This is a genomic window from Rhodothermales bacterium (genome assembly GCA_034439735.1).
Classification (GTDB): Bacteria; Bacteroidota; Rhodothermia; order Rhodothermales; family JAHQVL01; genus JAWKNW01.
Genome location: JAWXAX010000067.1, coordinates 23,845 through 44,200 on the forward strand (window position 1 = coordinate 23,845; position 20,356 = coordinate 44,200).

18 protein-coding genes and 2 tRNA genes are annotated in these 20,356 nt (G+C 62.5%); 8 read left to right on the forward strand and 12 right to left on the reverse strand.

The genetic code is table 11. The features are described from left to right. Positions 1-81: 81 nt before the first annotated feature. Positions 82-1,947 (forward strand): aspartate--tRNA ligase, encoded by a 1,866-nt coding sequence (gene aspS, locus SH809_04775; protein MDZ4699002.1) that lies wholly within the window; start codon positions 82-84, stop codon positions 1,945-1,947. Positions 1,948-2,074: 127 nt separating this feature from the next. On the opposite strand, the gene SH809_04780 is transcribed toward aspS, so the two are convergent. Together SH809_04780 and SH809_04785 are read right to left on the reverse strand one after the other, a co-directional pair. After that, positions 2,075-4,021 carry a S8 family serine peptidase gene (locus SH809_04780; GenBank protein ID MDZ4699003.1) on the reverse strand — a complete coding sequence of 649 codons (1,947 nt, stop codon included), beginning with the start codon at positions 4,019-4,021 and terminating at the stop codon, positions 2,075-2,077. 221 nt (positions 4,022-4,242) lie between these two features. Then, positions 4,243-5,340, reverse strand: a complete 1,098-nt coding sequence (locus SH809_04785) for a hypothetical protein (GenBank protein ID MDZ4699004.1) — start codon at positions 5,338-5,340, stop codon at positions 4,243-4,245. Between the two features lie 520 nt (positions 5,341-5,860). On the opposite strand from SH809_04785, the gene SH809_04790 reads away from it, so the two are divergent. Both SH809_04790 and SH809_04795 read left to right on the forward strand, forming a co-directional pair. After that, positions 5,861-5,933: transfer RNA gene (locus SH809_04790), tRNA-Lys, on the forward strand. 100 nt (positions 5,934-6,033) lie between these two features. Beyond that, a tRNA-Leu gene (locus tag SH809_04795) sits at positions 6,034-6,117 on the forward strand. A gap of 923 nt (positions 6,118-7,040) precedes the next feature. On the opposite strand, the gene SH809_04800 is transcribed toward SH809_04795, so the two are convergent. Further along, a complete protein-coding gene (locus tag SH809_04800) occupies positions 7,041-7,604 on the reverse strand; it encodes a hypothetical protein (GenBank protein MDZ4699005.1) in 564 nt (187 codons plus the stop codon). A 611-nt stretch (positions 7,605-8,215) separates the two neighbouring features. Here SH809_04800 and SH809_04805 point away from each other — a divergent pair. Beyond that, positions 8,216-8,947 (forward strand): response regulator transcription factor, encoded by a 732-nt coding sequence (locus SH809_04805; protein ID MDZ4699006.1) that lies wholly within the window; start codon positions 8,216-8,218, stop codon positions 8,945-8,947. Between the two features lie 81 nt (positions 8,948-9,028). Beyond that, positions 9,029-9,322, forward strand: a complete 294-nt coding sequence (locus tag SH809_04810; protein MDZ4699007.1) for a hypothetical protein — start codon at positions 9,029-9,031, stop codon at positions 9,320-9,322. A gap of 74 nt (positions 9,323-9,396) precedes the next feature. On the opposite strand, the gene SH809_04815 is transcribed toward SH809_04810, so the two are convergent. The 3 genes from SH809_04815 to SH809_04825 all read right to left on the reverse strand — a co-directional run bounded on the left by SH809_04815 (position 9,397) and on the right by SH809_04825 (position 11,190). Then, entirely contained in the window at positions 9,397-9,873 is a 477-nt protein-coding gene (locus SH809_04815; GenBank protein MDZ4699008.1) for an NUDIX domain-containing protein, read from the reverse strand. Positions 9,874-10,007: 134 nt separating this feature from the next. Beyond that, positions 10,008-10,913, reverse strand: coding sequence for an NUDIX domain-containing protein (locus SH809_04820; GenBank protein ID MDZ4699009.1), 906 nt, complete (start codon positions 10,911-10,913; stop codon positions 10,008-10,010). Position 10,914: 1 nt separating this feature from the next. After that, positions 10,915-11,190 (reverse strand): hypothetical protein, encoded by a 276-nt coding sequence (locus SH809_04825; GenBank protein MDZ4699010.1) that lies wholly within the window; start codon positions 11,188-11,190, stop codon positions 10,915-10,917. Positions 11,191-11,346: 156 nt separating this feature from the next. Between SH809_04825 and SH809_04830 the strand changes: the two genes are divergently transcribed. Together SH809_04830 and SH809_04835 are read left to right on the forward strand one after the other, a co-directional pair. Next, complete coding sequence (locus tag SH809_04830; protein MDZ4699011.1) at positions 11,347-13,452, forward strand: PVC-type heme-binding CxxCH protein; 2,106 nt, start codon at positions 11,347-11,349, stop codon at positions 13,450-13,452. Positions 13,453-13,456: 4 nt separating this feature from the next. Beyond that, on the forward strand, positions 13,457-13,777 hold the full coding sequence (locus SH809_04835; protein MDZ4699012.1) for a high-potential iron-sulfur protein: 321 nt from the start codon (positions 13,457-13,459) through the stop codon (positions 13,775-13,777). Here SH809_04835 and SH809_04840 read toward each other — a convergent pair. From SH809_04840 to SH809_04865, 6 genes are all read right to left on the reverse strand, one after another. Continuing rightward, the gene (locus SH809_04840) at positions 13,774-14,748 is read right to left on the reverse strand and encodes an amidohydrolase family protein (GenBank protein MDZ4699013.1); all 975 of its coding nucleotides are present in this window, start codon (positions 14,746-14,748) and stop codon (positions 13,774-13,776) included. The genes SH809_04835 and SH809_04840 overlap by 4 nt on opposite strands. Positions 14,749-14,760: 12 nt before the next feature. Beyond that, a complete protein-coding gene (locus tag SH809_04845; protein MDZ4699014.1) occupies positions 14,761-15,159 on the reverse strand; it encodes a hypothetical protein in 399 nt (132 codons plus the stop codon). 227 nt (positions 15,160-15,386) lie between these two features. Beyond that, entirely contained in the window at positions 15,387-16,127 is a 741-nt protein-coding gene (locus SH809_04850; GenBank protein ID MDZ4699015.1) for an alpha/beta fold hydrolase, read from the reverse strand. A 5-nt stretch (positions 16,128-16,132) separates the two neighbouring features. Continuing rightward, positions 16,133-16,621, reverse strand: coding sequence for a peptidylprolyl isomerase (locus tag SH809_04855; GenBank protein MDZ4699016.1), 489 nt, complete (start codon positions 16,619-16,621; stop codon positions 16,133-16,135). Between the two features lie 87 nt (positions 16,622-16,708). Then, a complete protein-coding gene (locus SH809_04860) occupies positions 16,709-18,046 on the reverse strand; it encodes a cytochrome c peroxidase (protein MDZ4699017.1) in 1,338 nt (445 codons plus the stop codon). A 26-nt stretch (positions 18,047-18,072) separates the two neighbouring features. Continuing rightward, on the reverse strand, positions 18,073-18,789 hold the full coding sequence (locus tag SH809_04865; protein ID MDZ4699018.1) for a fibronectin type III domain-containing protein: 717 nt from the start codon (positions 18,787-18,789) through the stop codon (positions 18,073-18,075). A gap of 182 nt (positions 18,790-18,971) precedes the next feature. Between SH809_04865 and SH809_04870 the strand changes: the two genes are divergently transcribed. Then, on the forward strand, positions 18,972-20,246 hold the full coding sequence (locus SH809_04870; GenBank protein ID MDZ4699019.1) for a PVC-type heme-binding CxxCH protein: 1,275 nt from the start codon (positions 18,972-18,974) through the stop codon (positions 20,244-20,246). Positions 20,247-20,356 lie beyond the last annotated feature (110 nt).

Consider the following 20,356-nt stretch of genomic DNA (forward strand, 5'->3'; position numbering starts at 1 on the left):
CCGCGAACAAACCGCCCCAGACATCGTTGGGCCGTATATTTCACCCTCTTTTCCAAGCCCGAGCGGACGTACCTTCACCCCATGGAAACACCCCGATCCAACCAGAAAACGACTGTTGACTTCCACGGAGAACGCACCCACACCTGTGGCGCGCTTCGCGAAGATCAGGTGGGCCAACAGGTCACGATCAAAGGGTGGGTAGATACTCGACGCGACCTCGGAGGGGTGATCTTCATCGACCTCCGGGACCGCCATGGCCTCACGCAGGCCGTCCTTTCGCCGCAGGACAACCCCGAAGCGTATGTCGTGGCCGAACGCTTGCGCACCGAAGACGTGATCTCGATCCAGGGCGTCGTACGGCCGCGTTCGGAGGATACGGTCAATGCGCGTCTGCCGACGGGCACGGTGGAAGTGCGTGTATCCAGCCTGATTCCGCTCAACCGATCCGAGCCGATCCCCTTCCAGGTGTCCGCCCATGAGGAAAAGCGAAAGCTGGCGAACGAAGAATTGCGGCTTCGCTACCGGTATCTGGACCTCCGCCGGCCCGAGCTCCAGCGTAACCTCATCATTCGCCACCGGCTCTGCCAGGTCGTCCGCCGCGTGTTCGACAGCCACGGCTTCCTGGAGATCGAAACGCCGGTGCTGATGAAGTCGACCCCGGAAGGAGCCCGGGACTTTCTCGTGCCGAGCCGGCTGCACCCCGGCCAGTTCTACGCCCTCCCGCAGTCGCCCCAGACCTATAAGCAGATTCTGATGGTGGCCGGCTTCGACCGCTACTTCCAGATCGTGAAGTGCTTCCGCGACGAAGACCTCCGCGCCGACCGCCAGCCGGAGTTCACCCAGGTGGACGTCGAGATCACGTTCGCCACCGAGGCCATCGTCCAGCGCATCATCGAAGAGGTGATCACGACGGTCTGGCGCGAGATCAAAGGGGTCGAACTGGTCACGCCGTTCCAGCGCATGCCCTACGCCGAGGCCATGTCCCGGTACGGCAGCGACAAACCGGACCTCCGCTTCGGGCTCGAACTCCACGACCTCAGCTCTGCGTTTCAGGGCTCGGGCTTTCGTGTGTTTGAAAGTGTGCTGGAAACGGGCGGCAAGATCGTCGGTATCCGCGTTCCGGGCGAGGGCGACCGAGGCCGCGGCGCTATGGACCGGCTCGACAAGGAGTTCGTCCGCAAGCGGCTGGGCGCCGGCGGGCTCGTCTACTTCAAGCTCCCGTCCGACGGCTCGGAGACGTTTGCATCGGTGAAGTCCGACGTGCTCCCGACGGCTTCGGTCGAGGCCGCGCTTTCCCTGATTGGAGCGGAGAAGGGCGACCTGGTGCTCGTCCTCGCCGGCGCGGCCCCGAAGGTCTACGAACAAATGGGCGCCCTGCGCCTGCACATGGCCCGCGAACTCAACCTACTCCCCGAAGGCGACCAGGGGCCCTGGGCCTTTCTGTGGGTGACGGAGTTTCCGCTCCTGGAGTGGTCGGAGGAAGACAAGCGGTACGCCGCCATGCACCACCCGTTCACTTCGCCGCATCCCGACGACATGGACACCATGTTCGACAACCCCGGCGCCACGCGCGCCCGGGCCTACGACCTCGTGCTCAACGGTAGCGAGGTGGGCGGCGGGTCTATCCGTATCCACAACCGCGAAATCCAGCAGCAGATGTTCCGCCTGCTGAACATCGACGAAGTGGAAGCCGAACGGCGCTTCGGCTTTCTGCTCGGCGCCTTCACCTACGGCGCCCCGCCCCACGGCGGCATCGCCTTGGGCCTGGACCGCCTCACGATGCTCCTCTCCGGCACCGATAACATCCGCGACGTCATCGCTTTCCCCAAAACCCAGACGGGCCAGGAATTGATGGTGTCATCCCCGGACGAGGTCGACGATAAGCAGCTCAAGGAACTGCATATCCGGGTGGCGCTGCCGGAAATCAAGGAAAAAGGAAAAACATAAAAAGGAAAAAGGAAAAACATAAAAAGGCAAAAGGAAAAACATAAAAAGGCAAAAGAGAACAGAAAGGCCCACTCCGTTTTGCCTTTTACACTTTACCTTTTGCCTTTATTTCGCCTTTATTTCGCCTTTATTTCGCCAGCATCGCCGTCTTCGTCGCGGTAAACGTCTCGCCGATGGCTCGGATGATGTACAGGCCATTGGGCAGTTCGCCGGCGTCGAAGGTGTAGCGATAGGCCCGTTCCCCGTCCAGGACGGCGTCTTCGAGTAGGGCGATCTGTTGTCCGATCACATTATAGACCGCCAACCGGACGTGCTGAGGGGTGGCGACGGTGAGCGTGAACTGGGTCTGTGGATTAAACGGGTTCGGGTAGGAGGGGCTCAGGTGGAAGGGCTGATCGAGCCCCAGGCGAACGACCACTTCCGGGCTGTAGGTCATGAACCCGTCGAAGTCGATCTGCTTCAGCCGAAAGCGATGCCGGCCGGGCGGCAGGGTAGTCACCCGGTGGCTGTAGGCCTTCAGCCCGGAGCGTGTGCCGCCGCCGGCGACGAAGCCGATCACCTCGAATCGATCCCCCGCCGCGTACTGCACCTCGAAGCCGGCGTTGTTCACTTCAGAGAGCGTCTCCCACGCCAGCACCACATCCCCATCGTGCACCCGGGCATCAAAAGAAACCAGCTCGACGGGCAAGATCGTCGACTCCAGCGCCCGATCGACCCGCACCCGGGCGGTGGTGACTTCATTGCGGTCGTCGAGCACGGGCACGCCCGTCTCGGCGAGGTTGGCGAGGATCTGGTCGATGGGCGCTTCCGGCTCGCGCCCTTTCAGGATCGCCCAGGCGCCGGCCACGTGCGGCGCCGCGAACGACGTCCCATTCCCCGAGGCAAAACCGCCGCCGGGAGTAGACGTCGTGATGTTCTCGCCGGGTGCCAGCAGGTCCAAAAAGGAGGCACTGCTCGAAAAGATCGATACCCCATCGATCAGCGACGTCGCTCCGACGCTCACGCTGCTGGACACACACGCCGGCGCTACCATCCCGTCGCTCATCCCACTATTGCCCGAGGCCGCCACCACGGCGATGCCCTTTTGCGCGAGCATGTCGATGGCTGATTTCATGGCCGGATTCAGCAGGTCGCAACTCTCCTCCGAGGTATAATGCCCTCCGCCGAGGCTCAGGTTGACGGCCGCGATCGGGAGGGTATCCGACAGGTCGTATACGTGTTCGAGCGCCGCGATCTGATCAGACACCCACGAGCGGACGCAGGGCTCCGCGCCACAGTAATTCTCGAAGCGAGAAAAGACCTGAATGGCCAGCAGTTCGGCATCCCGCGCCACGCCCGAGAAGAGCTCGCCCCGGCCGGCGACGATGCCGGCCACCCGCGTGCCATGGTCGCAGCCGGCTATCGACGCGTCGCAGTTCGAAGCCGCGCCGGCGCCTATTTGCTCGTCCGTGCCATCCGCACAGAGCGATACCGAGGCGAAGCTGCTCGTCGCGCTGGCATAACCCGTCGAGAAACAGGCCTCGGCCACAACTTTGCCCGCGAGAAACGGGTGCGAGCTGTCTACCCCCGTATCGATGACCGCCACGACCTGGCCAACGCCGGATCCGCCCATGTCCCATGCCTTGTCCGCCCCTATCGTAGGCACGCTCTGGTCCAGCAATGGTTCATAGATGGCGTCTTCCTGGATGGACATAACGAGCGGCGAGGCGCGGAGTGCGTCGATCCCGGCGGCGTCGACCTCGAGGGCGGCGACGGGGAGCCGGCGAAAACCGCGGCGTTCGCGGATACCAGGAAGCGATGCGAGCAGCCGCTCGCGGTCCTCCCGAATGGACTCCTCGCGCTCCATGGGGGATTGTTTTCCCGACGCCGGCGTTTCGGCGTACGTGACGAGGACGGGAAGCGAACCGCGCGATACCGCGGCGGCCCGTAGGGCATCAAATGCGTTCGATTGCAGGGAAGAACGAAGCGGCGCGACGCCGGTGGGGCCGGATTGCGCGAGTGCGGGGCCGGTCTTGCCAGCAAGACCGATAACCAGCAGCGCTACGCCACCCAGTATCCTGGAGAGGGCGAGCATGCGATGGGGAGCTAGTACCGTGGACGAAGGTGGGGTGAGGGGCGGGCGCGGGTTGGGGTGCGCCGATGGGCCCTACCGAAACAATCGTCTGCTCCGAAGCGCGCTTAACGCGGGCATCGCATAAAACGCTGGCATCGTATAAAACAAAGAGCCTCCGAGGTCGATGACCCCGGAGGCGGTAATAAATACTCCCTGTATTCTATTGAGCGGTGTCGCCCGGCTTACTTCGAGAGCACGACGGCCTGGGCGCTCGAGAAGAACTCGCCCGTGGCCTGGATGAAGTAACGGCCGCTGGGCAGATTGTTGGCTTCGAAGCGGAAGAGATGTGCTTCCTGGGCTTCGAGCGAGCCTTCATGCAGGAGGGCGACCTGGCGGCCGATCATGTCGTAGACCGCGAGGCGGACGTGCTGCTGGCGACCCACGGTCAGCGAAAACTGAGTCTGCGGGTTGAAGGGATTCGGAGCGGCCGGCGCGAAGGCGAACATGCCGTCGAGCGCGAGTTCAGCCGTCGCGACATCGCTGTAGGCGAAGGCGCCGTCGAAGTCGATCTGCTTGAGGCGGAAGCTGTGCACCCCGGCGGCGACGTTTGTCACGCGGTAGCTGTAGGACTGCGCATCGTTCGTCGTGCCGAAGCCCGAGACAAACCCGAGCGTCTGGTAGCTATCGCCCACGAGCTGCTGCACTTCGAAGCCGGCGTTATTCGTCTCGCTGGCCGTTTCCCAGGCCAGGACGACATCCGACCCATCGACGAGCGCATCGAAGGCCGTCAGTTCGACCGGCAGCACCCCGTCCGGGATGTTCGTGTAGATGATCGTCATCAGCAACTTGCCGACGATCGGGTCGCCCGATCCGTCGTCGGGGATGACCGTGTTACCGGCGCCGGCCATCGGCACGTTCACGATGCTTCCATTGATCACATCCTTCAAGACACCCGTGGCGTAGGGTGGCAGGTTCCAGGAGATGGTGACATCGCCGTTGTCAAACTGGTCCTTGCGGAATTCGATGGTATGGACGGCCGTAATGTTCGATCCGTCGCCAAAGCGGTAGTCGGCCAGGGTATAGGACGAATTGGTCCGCTGGAAGCGGGCTTCCATGCCCAGGGTCCACGGCGGCAGGTTGTTGACTTCACGCAGGCCGGCTTCTTCGTCATGCCCTTCGGTGGCGCGCACATCGAGGCCGAAGTTGATCGTCGTGCTATGAAGCGGAGTGGAAAGCGTGATCACCAGGTCCACCTGGGGCGGATCATTCGGGCCGGGCTGGGCAGACGCCGAGAACGTGAAACCAAAGAAAATGAGGGCGAGGAAAAGATATTTAGACATGGTGGTCATCTTGGATAGACAAAGGCAGCGCGTGGGCTACCGATCGTCGGGGGGAGCAGGGTGAGGAATTTCCTAAGCCTCAAGTGGCGCTTCGAAGCCGGCGTTCGGTGGATAGATACCGAGTGGTTTTGCCGGGCAAAAACGCCGCTAAAGACAAGGTGATGAAGTATACGGCAGCCATTCGCGCAAGCTGTAGCGAAATGGCGCATCTGGTCGGGAGCTTTTGCTCCGCCGGCATGCGGCGTTTCTATTCGCCGCTATCCCTCTTTCGTACAGGGGTATCGAGCCGAGGCGTACTCCGCGTAGCTTTTTACCATTCGTAGCACCCAGAAACCGTGCGGATTTTGAGGCTCCGGCGGACCCCAACCGGCTCACGATACGGGCGGCGCGCTGGAGCGAACCAAACCACCATCGATGCGTACGAAGGGCGCCGTTGCAGCGCCGCCTTCTTCAAGCGAATTTAGCCAGATGCGCGTTGCAGTGGCCGGCGAGGGCCTGTATTTTGGGTCCCCTGCTCATAGATCCCGTAGCTCAGCTGGCAGAGCATCTGACTTTTAATCAGAGGGTCGCAGGTTCGAGCCCTGCCGGGATCACAAAAACTGGTTGCAGGTTACAGGTGGCCAGGTTGCAGCTTAGGCGGTCCGATGCCTCATAACAACCTGTCTCCTGCAACCTGTCTCTTGCAACTCTTCTGCCCGGGTGGCGAAATTGGTAGACGCGCCATCTTGAGGGGGTGGTGACCGAAAGGTCATGCTGGTTCGATTCCAGTCCCGGGCACAGGCAGACCCGAGGGGTGTAAACCTCTCGGGTTTTTTATTGGGCCGGACTTCGTGGGCCGCATCTCACGAGAAATCCTGGGCGGTCAATCCTGGTAGAGGCGACGGGTAGAGCGCGTGCCCGGCAGAAAGGCAAGCAGCGCCATAAAGACGCAGAAGAACACGAGGGCCGCGGCGGCTAATTCGATCGGTTCTATCATGGCGGTGGCTGGGGTTGGCGCGAGGGATCAGGTAGGGTATCACGTGAGCCAACGGCGCATGTTTCGGCTAGAGTGTGGCCAAAAGGCGCTGCAACAAAACGAGTATGGATCTGCGACACGCCCGTGACATCTCACGGTTATGAAGAGCCTTTTTTCTCACAGTGAGACACAAAAAAGTCGGCGGTGTGGCCCTATCAACACGTCCAACGGCATCCAGGGAATTGGCACGATACTCGTCTGCAGCCGCGCGTACTTGTCAGTACCCGTCCGATCTTCGGCACATCACATCCGCGACGCGCGCGATCAAACGCACGGGTCGCGCCGGCGGGAGAAGCAATCGTGAGCCATCGGCGCGCGCAGTCTTGTAAGACATTTATGACACTTTGCGCACATTCTCGGAATGTATCCGATTATATTTATGGCTCCCCTTCCCCACTGGCTACTCTTCCACTCCAATTTGTTGGGATTTATGCGACAGAGCAGTACAAATTCATGGGGCACCGCTGTAAGTCTGGCCGTGGCTATACTGGCTTTCCTCTTTATCTTTCTCTCCGTAGCCATTCTTGGCCTCGGGGGATGATGGGTAGAAGTTGACGCAAAACGCGCGTGCATGCCGTGCTCCAGATGCGACGGAGCGATAGAAATCCCTCATTTCATTCGACACTCGGTTTCATCCGGAGCACGGCTGCCATGTATATAGGGCGGGCCCTCCCCACTCGTCGTGTCAGTCGGACGCTCGATCGATCCCCTGAACCTCCTCCCAGCGCTTCGGCACGTGGCCTCCCAGATCCCGAATGCGTGTCTTGATCGACTCGATCCGCTTCCGTTGATCGGCATTCTGGCCTTTATCCGAACGCATCATATCCAACGCCTCGATATACTGATCGAGCGCGCGTTCGCGGTGACCTTTCGTCGAGTCTTTTTCTGCGCTTTCGAGCAGGAAACCGCTCAGGTTTTGCTCGACCCTTTGGCGCAGCATCACGGCATTGGCTTCGCCGAGTTGAACACGGTAGGTCTCGATGGCTTCGATGACGCGGTTCAACTGCTCGACCTTCGGCGGGCGCTCGCCTGCGCCGTCGCCGGCATCCGACCCGACGGCATTTAGCAGCCCTTCGATGTGTTCCTGGGCGAACTTCCGCTCGGTCACATACATGCGCGCGACCCACTCCTGCGGCGACGGTTTTAAGGAGAGCAGCCCCTTTTCGTAGAACGGCACAAGCTCTCGAAGGTGGCGAATCGCGTCCTGGCTGCGGGCGAGGCGAACGTCCAGGTCGCGCGAGCGGCGCATTGTGGCCAGGTGTTCATTCAACGCGCGCATGGATGTGACGATGCGCGCTTTAACCGTGCCATCGCATTTCTGGCAAAGCCCTTCCCGCGAAAGCGAGAGGAACCATCCCTTATTTCCACACCACGTACATTGGCGCATAGCCCCAGCCCATTAAAATCCGGCCAATTAAGAGACCGATTAAGAGCCTACCGAGAGATCTAGCTGCATCCGAGGATGCCGGAACGATACGTCCTGTGCCTGTCGCAACACCCCCTGACACTTCCATCACGCCGGAAACGGGCCGGCACTTACTTCTAGCCTGCACCGTCTCTGGACCAGCGCTCTGCGCGGCACATATTGGCTCTCTTACTACTCACGTTACAGGACACAGTTGCATCATGGGCGGAGCAATCTGCCGACCGAATTCCCCGATGAACCGGCACCATTGTTGCCGATTAATTTATATCGTCCCAAACTGAAACGGGGCGATAGGCCCTACGGTGCGTTGTCCCGCGCCTGCTGCACATCTGGCTACTCCAGGGGCCGCTTTCTCACCAACAGACGATCCGCCGGCCCCTGTTTTCAGGGTGCCTTTTTTGCTTCTGCCCCAGGATCAGTAACCTGAATCCGCCATGTTTACCCCCTTGCGTACCCTGGCAAGGCGTACATCGGCCGATGTACCCAGCCCGGCACGTGTTCTTGTAGTCGACCCGCACCCAATCATTGGCGACGCGGTACGTGTGCTCCTGAATCCAACCGCTGACCTCGCATTTGCAGGGTTCGCTTCCACGGCGCGGGAGGCTCACCGTGCGGTGGCGCGCACCGCGCCGCACGTGGTGCTCCTTGAACTCTCGTTGGAAGACGGGTACGGGCTCGACCTCGCCGTTCAACTGCTCATCCACCATCCCGAACTTCGCATCCTCATCTACACGATGTATGCGGAACACGTTTTTGCCGAGCGAGCAATCGAGGTAGGGGCCGCCGGCTACCTTATGAAGCGCGTCGAACCACACGAATTACTTGAGGGCATCCGCCGCGTGCTTCGCCAGGAGACCTACCTCAGCCAGGCCGCCACCGCCCGCCTCCTCAACAAAATCACCCGTCGCCCCACGCGCGACCGTAGCCATACCCTCGAACGCCTCACCCAGCGCGAACTTGCGGTGCTGCTCATGCTCGGCGAAGGCTCGACCCCTCACGATATCGCCCATCGCCTCAATCTGGATCGGAAAACGGTCGAAACCCATCGGCGCCGCGTCAAAGAAAAACTCGGCTTTGAGAGCGTTTCGTCCCTCCTCCATTACGCCACCAACTGGCGCCACGCGCAGGGCGCCCTCGAACCACCACTCGAAACGACCTTATCCTGAACCCACTCTCATTTGACGTAATTACGGGATAGGATCCACTATAAAAATGCGTTATGATATCGATGACCGGCGTACCGCCGGATGTTCTCATCCCTATCGACCGCTCTGAAAAAACCAGATCCACTCCCCGACCCGCCGGGCCCGGCGCCCCCTGAAGCGCCCGAGCCGCCCGAGATGCCCGCGCCGCCCCTGCGTCGCTGGGCGCGTCCCGATCCGGACTGGAGCCGGACGGATCCCCGGTATCAGAACAAGGATCCCCGCTGGGCGACCACCGACCCCAAGTTCGCCAGTAAAGATCCGAAGTTTGAGAAGAGCGACGAAAGGTGGTCCCGTATCGATCCCAACTGGAAAATCGAGAAGAAGCCAGGGGATTGACCAAAAAAACACGGCCGGCGAAGGATTGCTCGCCGGCCGGGCCGTGGTGGAAAACGGTACTGAGGGGCCCTGCCCTAGCTCTGATACATCAGCTCTTCCGTTTTAACCCGGCGCTGCAATCGCGCATACAGCTCCCATAACGCGGTTTTTGAAGCGTCGGACGCCAGCATCGAAGTGGCTTCCTCATATCCGATCCAGCGGTAATCCGCTTGCGGATCGTTTGGCTGGATGGACTCGGAATCGACTTCGACGCCGAAGCAATACTGGGGCAGCACGAACCGTCCGTTCGCGATCGTGTAATGCCCGGCGAACTGCGAGGCCGGCACGGCATTCACGCAATCAAGCACCATGAATCGCTCCTCGCCGACATCCAACCCCGCTTCCTGCCCGCTTTTGCGCCTCGCGGCCTCGATGGGGGTCTCGAGTTCCTGGCCCTTGCCCGAAATACCTTGCCAGCTGTCTTTCTCCGGCCGCTGAAACACGGCGAATTTTACATCCTGATCCACGACACGATACGGGAAGACGAGCACTTGAAAGGGTGTACGAGTCATAGTTCGTATCCTCGGTTGATTAGCATGACGAGAGATGAGGGGATGAAGATAATGTTAAGAAGAATTAATGCAGGACAAACATCAAGGGCAACAGCACACTGTGAAAAAGTGCACCCTATCCAACTTTTCTACGATCAATCGATCCGCCAGTCGAGCATGCGCTCCTGGTCAAACAGGAAACGCCCCTGAAACGGTCGGCCGCTCAGGAGATACGGCATCCAGATCCGATCATCCTCCCACATTTCTTCGTAGGGGATCGCGTCCATATCGGTCCAGAGCGGGACTGCCTCATCGGTTTCTGTAGGCTCGCCGATGAGTCCCCCGGCGCGGAAGACATGGACGTGGATCGAGTAGCCGTCGACAAACTGAAACCTCAGTTCGCCGCCTTTCTCCAGGGTCGTGGGGGTGACGAGCAGTTCTTCCTGGACCTCGCGGATGGCGCCCTCATGCGGGGCCTCGCCGAACTCGAGCCGGCCGCCCGGGCCGTTGATTTTCCCTGCACCGAGGCCTCTTTTTTTGCGGATCAACAAGACCTTCCCGTCCTGCACGACAAACAGCAACGTCGCCGGATCCACGGGCCGCCAGACGTTCCAGTCGATGTCCGCCAGAGTGGTGGCCGCGAGGACCAGCTCGGCCCTCAACGCGTCGAGACGGTCGTGAATGTCGTGCGGCAGGGCCGTATCAGGGTTGCGCAGCACTTCGGCGTACAGGGCGTGGGCATGTTGAAGCCAGCGTTGCGCCTCCGCGCGCCCGGCTTCCCCCCGCTCGAGCAGCACCAGCTGACCCCGCTCGTTCAGCAAATCCGCCAGCGCCAGCGCCTTCTCCCCACTCCATCCGCCGAGCTCCCGACACCGGGCCAGCAACGCGATCCGGTGGAGCGCGTCGAGCCCGCCGGCATCGAGACCGAGCAGATCCCGTAACGCCTCGTCGATCTCCCGGCGCGCTTCGTCGTACGCATGCATGCTTTTATGAAACAGGACGCGCGCCAGGACCTGGACGAGTTGCTGGATCTGCCGCAGTATGGTGTCGCGGGAAAACATATCAGGGAGAGGGATCGGTTGGAGGTGCCGGCCGGCGCAGCGCCCGCGCCACGCCATACAGACTTATGAGCACCCAGAAGGCCTCGACGATAAATGCGGACAGATTAAACGCATAATGGAGCGAAACCAGCACACCCGCCGCTCCCGCGGCATTGATGGCGGAGTATGCCAGGCTGTCGCTGCGGAGCCGGCCGATCTGCAGCAACGCATACGCCACCAGAATCGCCGCAACGCCGGCCAGCCCTACGATATCGTACCACGCATGTGAAATCGTCATCCCTCCTCGTAATCATGCCAGGCATCCGGTTAATGCGCCCCTCAGGGCCCCTTAACCCTTGAACCTTGAACCTAAAACCGTTAGAATAGGTGCCGGCCGCCCACGAAAGCAAGCCGGCCCCACGACCCGGCCCTCACCCCTCGCCTCTCACGTCTCATGCGTTTCGTTTCGATAGTGTTCTTGCTCCTGGTAACCATCGTAGCGGCCTGTGCGCAGAAACCGTCCAGATATCCTGACCCACTTTCGCCGGAGGATGCCCTCGCTTCCTTCGAACTCGTCGAGGGGTTCACGGTGTCCGTCTTTGCCGCCGAGCCGGCCGTGGCGGACCCTGTCGAACTCGTGTTCGATGAACGCGGCCGTGCCTGGGTGGTGGAGATGCCGGACTACCCCGACAAGCCGGCGCTCGGCCAGGGCCGTAGCCGCATCGTACTCCTCACCGACACCGACGGCGACGGCCGGGCCGACCGCCGCACCGTATTTGCCGACAACCTCTCCGAAGCCACCAGTGTCCTCCCCTGGAAAAATGGCCTGATCGTCACCGCCGCGCCGGACATCCTTTACCTGGTCGACTCGGACGGCGACGACCGCGCGGACAGTCGTGACATCCTCTTCACGGGTTTCTTCGAGAACAATTCGGAAGCCCAGATCACCAATCTGAGGCTCAACCCGGACGGCTGGATCTACGCCGCCAACTTCGGGCAGGCCGGCACCATCACCTCGCCGCTGCTCCCCGGCGTCATGGTGCATGTCCAGGGCGCTGATTTCCGCTTTCGGCTGGACCCGCCCCGCTTCGAGCCGGCCGCCGGCCCCACCCAGTTTGGCCAGGCCGTCGACGCCTGGGGAAACCGATTCGGCACCCACAACACGCAGCACATCAACCAGTTCGTCATCCCCTGGCACTACCTGCACCGACACCCGCACCTGCGGTCCGCCGCCAGCATCGTGAACATCTCCGACCACGACCTGCGGATGTACCAGCGCACGCCGGCCCCCTACTGGCGCGCCACACGCACCGCCCGCCGGCAACAACAATACGACGAAGCCGGCTCGGGCCGCGTCGAATACGCCGCCGATCATTTCACCGGCTCCTCCGGGGGCACCGTGTACGATGGCGACCTGTTCCCCGAACGGTACCGCGGGGCGGTGTTCACCGGCGACGTCGCCGGCAACCTGGTCCACCGAGACTCGCTGGGCGAAAAGGCCGGCAGCCCGGAGTTTATCGCCAAGCGCCCGTTCGACGAACAGGAGCGGGAGTTTATGGCCTCGACGGACCCCTGGTTCCGGCCGGCCCACTTCACCATCGGCCCCGATGGCGCGCTGTATATCGTGGACATGTACCGCCAACACATTGAAACACCGGTGTCGATTCCGGAGGACTTGAAGGAGGATATGGACTTCTACGCCGGCGAGGACCGCGGCCGGCTCTTCCGCATTGCCCCGACCGGCGCCGCCCCGACACCATTCGTCTCGCTCCACGACGCCTCGACGGCCAACCTCGTCGCCGAGCTGGCGCACCCGAACGGCTGGCGCCGGCGTACGGCGCAGCGGCTGCTCCTCGAACGCGACGATCCCGCGGCCATCGACCCCCTTCGCGCCACCCTGGCCGGCCACGACGCGCCGGCACGTCTCCTAGCGCTTTATTTGCTCGACGCCCTCGACGCCCTCCGCGAGACTGATATCCGCGCCACTTTCCAGGATGCCGAAGCGGGGATCCGCATCCACGCCCTCCGGTTGTCGGAGGCGTATCCGGCGCTCGCTTCCGATGCCCTGGCCCTGCTCGAGGACCCTACTCCCCGGGTGGCGATGCAGGCCGCGCTCTCGGCCGGCGATCGCACGGGCCGGACCGTCACGGATGCGCTGGCCGGCTTCGTGGAACGCCATGCCGGCGACCGCTGGATGCGCCTCGCCGTCGTCAGCGCCCCCCCCGGCGCTTCACACAGCATGCTGGCCGCCCTGGAACGCCGCGGCTTTTTCAACGTGCAGGACCCCGCACGCGCGGCGTTCCTGCAAGAAACCGCCAGCGTGCTTACGGCCCGCAGCGATGCGGATGAGCTGAATCGGTTCATCGACTTCCTGGTGGATCACCCGGAGCCGTTCTGGCTCGCCGCCGGCTTCACGGGGATGAAGGAAGGCCACAAAGCCGGAACCACCCTCCCACTCAACGACCGCGCCGCAGACAACTTGCAGGCATTTATCCGCTCATCCTCCGAGATCGTTCAACAACTCGCCGGCGACATCCTGGCGCTCACCCCGACGCGCTGAACCCATGGCAGCCACCGCCCAGAATCCCTCTCGCCGCCGCTTTCTAGCCACGATTGCCGGCGGAGCCACCCTGGCCGGCTGCCGACCCGAAGCCGCGCCGGCCGACCCTTGCATGGACGTCCGCTCCCTCTCTGACGCCGACCGCCAGACGCGAACCGCCACCAATTACGTGGCCCAAACCGCGCTCCCGGATCAGCGCTGCGACACCTGTCAGTTCTGGTTGCCCCCAACCCCGGGTTCAACCTGCGGGGGCTGCGTGGTGGTGAAAGGCACGATCCACCCCGAAGGACATTGCACGTCGTGGGCCCCCGTGGCAGTCGGTTAGGGAGTTACCGGGACCAGGCGAAGCGCATTCCCCGCAAGGATCTTCGTGAGCACGTCGACCGGAAGGTTGAGGTGGGTGAGCAGATCGTACATCCGGTTGTCGAAGGCGTCGCGGCCGAAGAAGAGGCGGTCCTGATAGTCGATCATAAACTGGCGCGTAAACGCGAGGTCGCGAGAGAGGGCCGTATGGGCCGAGCCGGCGGAGAGGTCGCAGTTCAGGTTCGGGTAACGATCGAGGTATTGGAGGAGCAGGCCTTTGCGCACCACCGGTTTGCCGGCGGGGTATTGCTCCGTGGCCACGTCCGCGTCTTCCGAAATTTCACGCCAGAATCCCGGGGCGTGCCCCAGAAACTGCGTTCCGGGGCAGAGGCGCAGCGCCGGCTCCATCGTCTCCAGATCGCCCCCATACCACCATTGCCGGTCGGCGGGTACCGCGTGACGGGGGAACGTCACATCCAGATGGAAGATAACGGGCAGGCCGAGTTCGCCGGCGTAATGAAAGAGGCGCAGGGCATCCGGATCGTCGTAACGCATGCGGAGCTTGAATTCCCCAAACACCCGCACACGATGGATGTCGACCGCCGCCTTTAGTTTCGCGTGGGCATACGGATCGCGGGGATCGACGGTCGTCCCCGGAATAAACCGATCGGGGTACCGCTCGGCGAGTTCGATGACATCGGCGAAGGTGATGCCAACACCGGTAGGGTTGTTGGTGGCGTAGTAGTTCGGGGAGATCTCGCGCTCAGGCGCTTCCCAGCTAATGAGCCACGCCATATCGATGCCGGCGGCGTCCATGTTCTCGATCGTCCGCGCTCCGTTGAATCCGAGCCAGCGCGGGTGGCAGTGTACATCGATGACGCGCGGGGACGCGCGGGGTATCGAGAGCGGCCAAACGGCGCCAAGAAGAGCGGCGCTGCCAAGGTGTAGAAACGAACGGCGATTATACGCCGGCGCGGTATCCGGGCTACTCATGAGCAAGTGGAATCAGCCTGGTTCCAGGGGGGGATTTACTTCCAGCCAGCGTTTCGCGGACTCGCGATCCCTCAGGATCACGACCGGTTCGGGGGCGCCGACCATCACGTGGATCGTCTTTAGGAGGACGTAGTCGACTTGCCTCCTCAAAGACACAGCCGCGCCGGGGCAATCCCTGAGGAGTGGCTGCATCTCCCTCTTGATAAAGGCCACGATGGCCAGCAGCGACTTGTAATCCACATCGAGCATATGGATCTCCACGCCGTCCCACATGTGCCGATAGGTGAGGTGAGCCCGACTCAACTCCACCATCCGGCCTATCGCCTCCAGTATGTCTTCTCCATCCACTTCGCCGAAGAAGGCGATCGTAATGACGTGGTGATCGTGATCTACCGCATGCCAAAAGCTCATAGGGTCGCGCGCAATGATTCAGGCAAAGCAGTGCCGGGTACGAGGCCGGACAAAGCGGGAGCACGTTCCAGAGGGCGCGGTGAAGGAAGGGCCGCGTGAGCAGGGAGGCGACGGCTGTTTACACGCTTGAATATAGCGGTGCAGAACACACCATCAAGTAACGCAAGTGCGCTAAAATAAGACAATGTTGCGGTGCAAATCGGACATGCACGCGGGAGTCGTGCGGATCATGGCGGGATTGCGCAGGTGATGACCGCTTCCAGAAAGGCATTCGGGTTCTCCCATGGCACGCGGTGGGCTGCCCCGGGGATGATTTCGTGGCGGGCGCCCGGGATGGCCGCGACAGCGCTTTGGGCCGAGCGCGTAAAGACGGGGTCGTCGGCACCTGTCAACCACAACGTTGGGACGTCGATCGTGCGCCCCAGATCGGGCAGCAGATCGCGTTGGCGGCCCTTCGAGTAGGCGGTGAACATCCGCGCGATGGGCTGGCGCTCCCGAGGTACTGTGTGATCGTGGCAGAGCGCCGGCCGCCCGCCGAATACGGGCTGGGCATTCCAGTCCTCCATCACCCGGTCGATGGGTTCCTCAAGGAAACGCCGGGCCCAGACGGCGTCCGTCTCACGTCGACGAACGCGGGCCTCCTCGTCGGCAAGGCCCGTGTCCGCGCCGACGAGGATGGCGCCATTCCATAGTGTCGGATCCGCGAGGAGGGCGTGCAGCGCGAGGCGGGCTCCGAGCGAATACCCCAGCACCACGCGTGCATGGGGCTCGCCTGCCACACGAACCGAAGTGGTGAACGCCTCCGCCCACGCCTCCATCGAGTCCGCCAGTGTGGCATATAAATCCACCAGGTGGACCTTCAGGCCAGCCGCTAAGAATCGTGGAACGAAAGCCTTCCACACGGCCGGCGTCTGCAGATTGCCGTGGATAAGCCAGAGATCGGGCGCAGGCGAGGACAAGCCGGGCAACGGGATCAGGATTTAACGGCTACGCTCACGCGCGACATCACATCCCCCTGGCGGATGGCTTCCACGATATCCTGCCCCTTCACCACCTTGCCAAACACCGTGTGTTTGCCGTTGAGGTGCGGCTGCGGGCTGTGTGTGATAAAAAACTGGCTGCCGTTGGTATTCGGGCCCGCGTTGGCCATGCTGATCACCCCGGTTTCATGGCGGAGCGGATTGCCCTTCGTCTCGTCCTCGAACTGATACCCCGGGCCGCCGCGCCCCGTCCCGGTGGGGTCGCCCGTCTGGATCATGAAATTGGGGATGACCCGGTGAAAGGTGACGCCGTCGTAAAACCCTTCGCCGGCCAGGAATGCAAAGTTATTAACCGTTTTCGGGGCGTTTTCGGCGTAGAGTTCGAGTTCTATCGTGCCGCGATTTGTCACGATCGTAGCCGTGTAGGCGGCCTTAGGATCGATCTGGACCGCCGGCGGCGTTTTCCACTGTTGGTTGCTCATACGTAAATAGAAATTGATTGGGGGAAGGGTGCAAACGTACGGAATCGGGTACGCTGCGCCAAGTGCAGCGCGGAAAAGAGCGCGACTTCAGCAGCCGAGATCCAGCCTCGCGGCCGGATCGTTGGCCGGCGTGCACTGGCCTGAGGGCAGGTTGGCCGGCGCATAACGGGCCAGGGCAGGGTCGTGCAACGCGTCCGTGAGGAACAGCGTCAGGTCCACGATCTCCTGGTCCGTCAGGTCCAGCGGCCGAAAGAACACCGGGGCACGCTCCACCGGCAGGTCGACGGCGGGGATCGCGTCATTATAATACTCAACCACCTCACGCAGCGACGTAAACGACCCGCCGTGGCCATAAAAAGGGCTGTCTTTGAGGTTGTACAACTGGGGGACTTTGAATTTGAATTCGTCGTCCACCTGCCCCGTAAACCCACCGCGACCCAGGGACGACACGTCATCGCCGAGCACGCCGGCGCCTTCCAAGTCGGGCATCCCCAGCGCATAAAACGCCATCTGGTTGAGAGCGGGGCCCGTGTGGCAGGTCTCGCAGCCGGCCTTGTCGAAGAAGAGGATCGCACCGCGTTTCTCGGCGTCGCTCATAGCGTCCGTCTCGCCGCGGAGCCACCGCTGAAACGGCGCCTGGTCCGCCATGAGGGTGCGCTCGTACGCGGCGATAGCCAGCCCCATGGACTCGACCGTGACGGGCTGCCCGGGAAAGGCCTGCTCCCAGAGGTCGGCATAGGCGTCATTGGATTCTACAATCGACTGCGACAGGTCGTCCATCCGGTGTTTCGTCAGAGCCGCGATGGCCTGGGTTTCGAGGCCGTCGTACCCCAGCCTGTTGACTTCGTGGAAGGGGTCGCCCTCCCACGCTGCTTCGGTACCCCGGTTTGGGCCGCGGGCGCCGGAATCGCCGGCCCAGCCCATGACATCCTGAAACGCACTATTGAGGACCGACGGGGAGCGGATGCCCTGCACGTCGAGATCGGGCACGCCATAGGCCATATTGCGCGTCCGTCCTTCGCCATTTTGTCCCCACCCGGAACCGCCCTCTCCGATGGCCTGGCGCCGGCCCGCCGCGAAGCCCGCGCCGGCGTGATGGCAGGTGGCGCACGCGTAGGTGCCCGCTCCCGCCGGGTTGCGCCATGTGGTCGCCAGCGCGGTTTCGTGGAACAACAACTGGCCGAGTTCGACCTTCTGGGCCGTGATCGGGTTGGCGGGATCCTGCGGTATCGAGGCGTACTCGTCGCCCGCCGGCAGCACGAAGTTGTCGAGACGGCGCTGCCCTCCGATCGTGATGATCTCCGTGAGGGTGGCATCCAGATCGATATCCGTGGGCGGTTCGGACGACGTGGCGTCGCAGCCGGCCAGCCATGCGCTCGAAACGAGCATGCAGGCCATTCCGATCGCAGCGAGACGGTGGTTCATGATAGGCCGGAAGTCGCTTGTTCCGATCAGCTGGTGGGGAGATCCTGCGCGAGGTCGTGGATTTCAAGCACCCGGACTTCCGACCACGCGCTCACGCCCAGCGGGTTCACCGAACGGACGCGCCACCAGTAAATGTAGGTCGGCACCAGTTCGCGGATGAGCACGCGCTCCCCGCGGATACCATCGAGATCGGCCGAACGTCGTAAGAAGTTTTCTTCCAGGGATACCTGGATGTGGTAGGTACTGGCGCCAGCCACATCATCCCACTCAAAATAGATGTCGCTAGGCATGTCCCCGACGCCCGAGAGTGGCGAAATGAGCTGTGGGATTGCGGGTGGAAGGGCCGCGGAGGCCGGCTTGAACTGGCGCGTCTCCGACCAGTCGCTGTATCCCGAACCGTTGGAGGAGCGGATCCGCCAATAATATATCGCCCCGACTTCGAGATCCCGTACAATGTACTGGATGCTGTTCAGGGCTTCGTCGTCGACAATTAGTGCGCTAAACGAAGGATCGGACGCGACCTGAAGGTGATACGTCTCCGCTTCGGTAGCCGAATTCCACTGGAGTTCGAGCACGTCGGGCTCGCTCGCGGAGCCGTTCACGGGAGCGACGAGGGTGGGTACTTCGGGGAGTTGGGCCGTATCCACGACGCCGCAGCCGGCGAGCACATGAACGAGGCTGAGGGCGACCATCACGAAGCGCGCGGCAGGGGAGCAAACGCGCTGTATGGCAGGATTCTTCATGGTATGTACTGGGTAATCCGTAGTGGTATTCGACACCGTGGGTACTTCGGGTGGGAAGATACGGCACGCGCAGACGTTTATTCCAGGTCTATTCGCGTTGCACTTCATTGATGCAACTGGTAAGATATGCCCGGCGGACCTTCCCGTTCCCGCCGTCTCTCATCCTACGGTTCAACACTCCGATGACGCTGCTTCATGCTCGCGCTGTTGCGCTTTCCAACCTCGCCCGAATCGGCTCGACATGCTGGCTGGCCACCACCCTCCTCTTCGCCGGCTGCCAGTCCGGTCGGCCGAACGATGTCGGTCCCCGGAAAATCGAAGTGCTTTTTCTGGGTCACGACAGCCGTCACCACGACAGCGAAGCCTACGCCCCGATGCTGGCCTCGGCGCTCGCGCTGGAAGGCATCCATATCAACTACACGAGCGATCCGGCGGACCTGAACCCGCAGACGCTGGCGCTTTACGACGCACTCATCCTGTACGCCAACCACGATTCGATCGCCCCCAGCCAGGAAAAAGCATTGCTCGACTTCGTAGCGTCGGGCAAGGGGTTCGTGCCCATCCATAGCGCCTCCTACTGTTTCCGCAATTCGGACGACTTCGTCGCGCTCGTCGGCGCCCAGTTCAAATCCCACGAAACAGGCACGTTCACCGCGGAAACGATCGCCGCCGACCACCCGATCGTCGCCGGCCTGGCGCCGTTCGAGACCTGGGACGAAACGTACGTCCACGACCTCCATAACCCCGATCGCACGGTGCTTCAGGAGCGCGTGGAGGGCGACCACCGTGAGCCCTGGACGTGGACGCGGACACACGGCGACGGACGCGTCTTCTACACGGCCTACGGACATGACGAACGGACGTGGTCTAACCCCGGCTTCCACGACCTCGTCAAGCGCGGCATCCTCTGGGCCGTCGGCGACGACCTGGCCGGCCGCTGGGAGCAGCTCTCCTTACAACCCCTTACGTACGTCCCCCACGACAGCATCCCGAACTACGAAAAGCGGGATCCACCGCTCGACTTCCAGCACCCCCTCGCGCCCGAATCGTCCATGGCCTACATCCAGGTGCCGCCTGAATTTGAGCTGCAGCTGTTCGCCGCCGAGCCGGACATCCTCAAGCCGATCGCCATGGCCTGGGACGAACGCGGCCGGCTCTGGGTCATCGAAACGCAGGATTACCCGAATACCGTCAACCCCGACCACACCGGCACCGACCGCATCAAGATCCTGGAAGATACCGACGGCGACGGCCGCGCCGACCGCTTCACGATCTTCGCCGACAGCCTCAACATCCCCACAAGCCTCACCTTCGCCAACGACGGCGTGATCGTCTCGATGGCGCCCCACTTCCTCTTTCTGAAAGATACCGACCGCGACCACCGGGCGGACCTCCGCGAGGTGATCCTCCCCGGATGGGGCACCTTCGACACCCACGCGGGCCCGTCGAACCCGTAGCGCAGGTTCGACGGGCCCGCGTGGGTGTCGCAGGTGCCCCATCCGGTGAGGATCACCTCGCGGAGGTCCGCCGGGTCGTCGCCGCCGGTATCTTTCAGAAAGAGGAAGGG

Excerpts from the sequence above, each read along its gene's own strand:
- aspS (MDZ4699002.1), top strand. The coding sequence starts at position 82 with ATGGAAACACCCCGATCCAACCAGAAAACGACTGTTGACTTCCACGGA.
- SH809_04780 (MDZ4699003.1), bottom strand. The coding sequence starts at position 4,021 with ATGCTCGCCCTCTCCAGGATACTGGGTGGCGTAGCGCTGCTGGTTATC.
- SH809_04785 (MDZ4699004.1), bottom strand. The coding sequence starts at position 5,340 with ATGTCTAAATATCTTTTCCTCGCCCTCATTTTCTTTGGTTTCACGTTC.
- SH809_04800 (MDZ4699005.1), bottom strand. The coding sequence starts at position 7,604 with ATGCGCCGCTCGCGCGACCTGGACGTTCGCCTCGCCCGCAGCCAGGAC.
- SH809_04805 (MDZ4699006.1), top strand. The coding sequence starts at position 8,216 with ATGTTTACCCCCTTGCGTACCCTGGCAAGGCGTACATCGGCCGATGTA.
- SH809_04810 (MDZ4699007.1), top strand. The coding sequence starts at position 9,029 with ATGTTCTCATCCCTATCGACCGCTCTGAAAAAACCAGATCCACTCCCC.
- SH809_04815 (MDZ4699008.1), bottom strand. The coding sequence starts at position 9,873 with ATGACTCGTACACCCTTTCAAGTGCTCGTCTTCCCGTATCGTGTCGTG.
- SH809_04820 (MDZ4699009.1), bottom strand. The coding sequence starts at position 10,913 with ATGTTTTCCCGCGACACCATACTGCGGCAGATCCAGCAACTCGTCCAG.
- SH809_04825 (MDZ4699010.1), bottom strand. The coding sequence starts at position 11,190 with ATGACGATTTCACATGCGTGGTACGATATCGTAGGGCTGGCCGGCGTT.
- SH809_04830 (MDZ4699011.1), top strand. The coding sequence starts at position 11,347 with ATGCGTTTCGTTTCGATAGTGTTCTTGCTCCTGGTAACCATCGTAGCG.
- SH809_04835 (MDZ4699012.1), top strand. The coding sequence starts at position 13,457 with ATGGCAGCCACCGCCCAGAATCCCTCTCGCCGCCGCTTTCTAGCCACG.
- SH809_04840 (MDZ4699013.1), bottom strand. The coding sequence starts at position 14,748 with ATGAGTAGCCCGGATACCGCGCCGGCGTATAATCGCCGTTCGTTTCTA.
- SH809_04845 (MDZ4699014.1), bottom strand. The coding sequence starts at position 15,159 with ATGAGCTTTTGGCATGCGGTAGATCACGATCACCACGTCATTACGATC.
- SH809_04855 (MDZ4699016.1), bottom strand. The coding sequence starts at position 16,621 with ATGAGCAACCAACAGTGGAAAACGCCGCCGGCGGTCCAGATCGATCCT.
- SH809_04860 (MDZ4699017.1), bottom strand. The coding sequence starts at position 18,046 with ATGAACCACCGTCTCGCTGCGATCGGAATGGCCTGCATGCTCGTTTCG.
- SH809_04865 (MDZ4699018.1), bottom strand. The coding sequence starts at position 18,789 with ATGAAGAATCCTGCCATACAGCGCGTTTGCTCCCCTGCCGCGCGCTTC.
- SH809_04870 (MDZ4699019.1), top strand. The coding sequence starts at position 18,972 with ATGACGCTGCTTCATGCTCGCGCTGTTGCGCTTTCCAACCTCGCCCGA.